General features: G+C 68.8%; 4 protein-coding genes. 2 read left to right on the plus strand and 2 right to left on the minus strand.

The annotated features are described in order from the left end of the window. Together A5698_RS19055 and A5698_RS19060 are read left to right on the plus strand one after the other, a co-directional pair. Positions 1–904, plus strand: a 904-nt coding sequence (locus tag A5698_RS19055; protein ID WP_068300047.1) for an NAD(P)-dependent malic enzyme, incomplete at its 5' end; no start/stop codon positions are given. After that, positions 901–1,752, plus strand: a complete 852-nt coding sequence (locus tag A5698_RS19060) for a glycine betaine ABC transporter substrate-binding protein (protein WP_068300051.1) — start codon at positions 901–903, stop codon at positions 1,750–1,752. The genes A5698_RS19055 and A5698_RS19060, both read left to right, overlap by 4 nt. A gap of 4 nt (positions 1,753–1,756) precedes the next feature. On the opposite strand, the gene A5698_RS19065 is transcribed toward A5698_RS19060, so the two are convergent. Further along, positions 1,757–2,587 (minus strand): SDR family NAD(P)-dependent oxidoreductase, encoded by an 831-nt coding sequence (locus A5698_RS19065; RefSeq protein WP_068300049.1) that lies wholly within the window; start codon positions 2,585–2,587, stop codon positions 1,757–1,759. 160 nt (positions 2,588–2,747) lie between these two features. Further along, positions 2,748–3,060: transposase (locus tag A5698_RS29890; protein WP_156670715.1), on the minus strand; the 313-nt coding region annotated here is incomplete at its 5' end.

Here is a 3,060-nt window from a genome sequence, read left to right on the forward strand (position 1 = left end):
GGCCGCGTCGCTGCCGGTTATGGAGGGTAAGAGCGCACTGTTCAAGGCGTTCGCCGACCTCGACTCGATCCCGATCGTGCTTGATACCAAGGACACCGACGAGATCGTCGAGACCCTCGTCCGGCTGCGGCCGACGTTCGGCGCGGTCAACCTCGAGGACATCTCGGCGCCGCGGTGCTTCGAGATCGAGCGGCGCCTGGTCGAGGCGCTGGACTGCCCGGTCATGCACGACGACCAGCACGGCACGGCGATTGTCGTGCTGGCCGCCCTGCTGGGCGCGGCCAAGGTCGTCGACCGCAAGATCGAGTCGCTTCGGGTGGTGGTCTCCGGAGCCGGTGCGGCGGGCGTCGCGTGCGCCAAGATCCTGATGGCGGCCGGCGTCAGCGACATCACGCTGCTGGACTCGCAGGGCATCGTGCACCGGGGCAGGCAGGGCCTGAACTCCTACAAGGCCGACCTGGCGCAGACGACCAACCCGCGCGGACTGACCGGGGGAATCGCCGAGGCGCTCGAGGGCGCCGACGTGTTCCTCGGGCTGTCCGCCGGCGTCGTGCCCGCCGACCTGATCGCCTCGATGGCGCCGAACTCGATCGTGTTCGCGTTGTCGAACCCGGATCCCGAGATCCATCCCGACGACGCGAGCAGGTACGCGGCCGTCGTCGCCACCGGGCGCAGCGACTTCCCGAACCAGATCAACAACGTGCTGGCATTCCCCGGCGTGTTCCGCGGTGCGCTCGACGCCGGAGCGCGACGCATCACCGAGCGGATGAAGGTCGCGGCCGCCGAGGCGATCTTCTCAGTGGTCGGCGACGACCTGGCGCCCGATCGCATCGTGCCGAGCGTGCTGGACCCCCGGGTCGCGCCCGCCGTCGCGCAGGCGGTGGCCGAGGCGTCGGAAGGCTGACCCGCGTGGGCCGGCGGTTGGCGCTGGCGCTCGTCGCGGTGATCGTGGCGGGCTGCGCCGCGTGCGGCGGGCAGACCGAGCGACCGTCGATAGCCGTCGGCGCGACGGCCGATCCCGAGTCGACGCTGATCGCCCACCTCTACGCCGCTGCGCTGCGGTCCTACGGCAGCGCGGCGCACGTCGAGATCGAGGACGATCCGCTGGCCGAGCTGGATTCCGGCGCGATCAAGGTGGTGCCCGGTTTCACCGGCCGGCTGCTGCACAGGTTCGACCCCGAGGCGACCGCACGTGCGCCGACGCAGGTGTATCGGGAGATGGTCTCGGCGCTGCCTGAGGGCGTCGCCGCGGGCGACTACACCACGTCGGCGGAGGACAAGCCCGCGCTCGCGGTGGCGAAGTCGACAGCCGAGAAGTGGGATGGACGCGACGTCACCGCTGCGGTACGCAACTGCGACGGGCTGACCGTCGCCGCGGTCGCCGAGGCGCCCCGGCCGTCCGCGATCGGGCCGTGCAAACCGAAGGTGACCGAATTCGGCGACAGCGAGGCGGTTTCCGACGCCGTGCGGTCGGGCCGGTTCCCGGCGGCGTGGACGACCACGGCGGCGCCCGGCATCCCGACCGAGCTGCTGATGCTGTCGGACCGCACGTCGCTGATCCGAGCGGAGAACCTGGTGCCGTTGTCGCGGCGCAACGAACTCAACGAGTCACAGGTGCTCGCGCTCAACGAGGTGGCCGGCGTGCTGGACACCGCCGCGCTGGCGGAGATGCGCGCCGCGGTGGCCGACGGTGGGGACCCCGGCCATGTGGCCGATGCGTTCCTCGCCGAACACCCGCTCGGCGACTCGTGACGCGTCAGTGCGCGTTGGGCACCAGCCGTTTCATCAGTGTCAGGAACAGTCGCTGATAGCCCGAACCCGTGATGCGCACGATCACGTCGAGGATCTTTGCGTCGGGCCCGACGAGCACTCGCGCGCGGTCCTTTCGGACGCCATCCAAGATTATTTTCGCGGCCCGCTCGGAAGTGGTCCGCGTCAGCCAGGTGTCGAACGTCTTGGTCAAACCCTCGCGGTCGACCCCCTCGGCGGCCGTCGAGTTGCGCATGATCGCGGTCTTGATCCCGCCGGGGTGAATCGTCGTCACCTTGACCGGGCGCCCCGACGCCTGCATCTCTTGACGCAGCGCCTCGGTGAACCCGCGCACCGCGAACTTCGCCGAGTTGTACGCCGCCTGACCCGGAATCGAGAAGATGCCGAACAGGCTGGAGACGTTGACGACGTGCCCGTCGCCCGAGGCGATCAGGTGGGGGAGGAACGCCTTGGTGCCGTTGACGACGCCCCAGAAGTCGACGTCCATCACTCGCTCGATGTCCTTGAACGGCGTCACCTCGACGTCGCCGACATACGCGATGCCCGCGTTGTTGTAGATCTGGTTGACCTTGCCGAAGTGCTCGACGACCGCGTCGGCGTACAGCTCGAAGGCCTCGCGCTCGGTGACGTCGAGGCGGTCGGTCTTCACCGGCGCGCCGATCGCTTTGATTCGCTCTTCGGTGGCCGCCAGGCCCTCGGTGTCGACATCGCTGATCGCGACGCTCGCGCCCGACTTGGCCAGCTCGATGGCCAGTGCCTGTCCGATACCCGACCCGGCGCCGGTGACCACGGCGACCTTTCCGGCGAAGCCCTGCATTACCACTCCCTCGTGTCGGTTGACTCGCGTCGAGGTTAGCCGGTACCGCGGGTTCGCCCTCTAACGGGTTGATCCCACGCAGCAGGTGGCTGTTGCGCTTTGTGAGTGGTGACCGGTGGGTCTGGTGAGTGGTGAGTGCTGTGTCGGGGTATCGGGGTGTTCACCCCAGGGCGAGGGCTTTGTGGTGCAGGCGGGTGAGGTTGAGTACGGCGGCGGCCAGGTGCAGTTCGGCGGTGACGGCTTGGAGTCCTCGGCGGGCGAAGCGGCGTAAGCCGATTTGGTCTTTGAGATGTCCGATGACTGGTTCGACGGTGGCTGAGCGGCGTTTATAGGCTTTCGCGTTCTCGGGTTGACGCATCTTGTGGCGCATGGCATCTAGCGGTGACAGATCCGGCGCTGGCGGCCCGTGGGCCGGGTTGTGTTTGGCGTCGTGGTGGACCTCGCGGCTTTTGCCGGGGGCGATCAGTCGCGGC

This window comes from Mycobacterium sp. E136, assembly GCF_001666865.1.
GTDB lineage: Bacteria > Actinomycetota > Actinomycetes > Mycobacteriales > Mycobacteriaceae > Mycobacterium.

Bases quoted from the DNA above. Each gene is read 5' to 3' on its own strand.
- A5698_RS19065 (WP_068300049.1), bottom strand. From the start codon at position 2,587: ATGCAGGGCTTCGCCGGAAAGGTCGCCGTGGTCACCGGCGCCGGGTCG.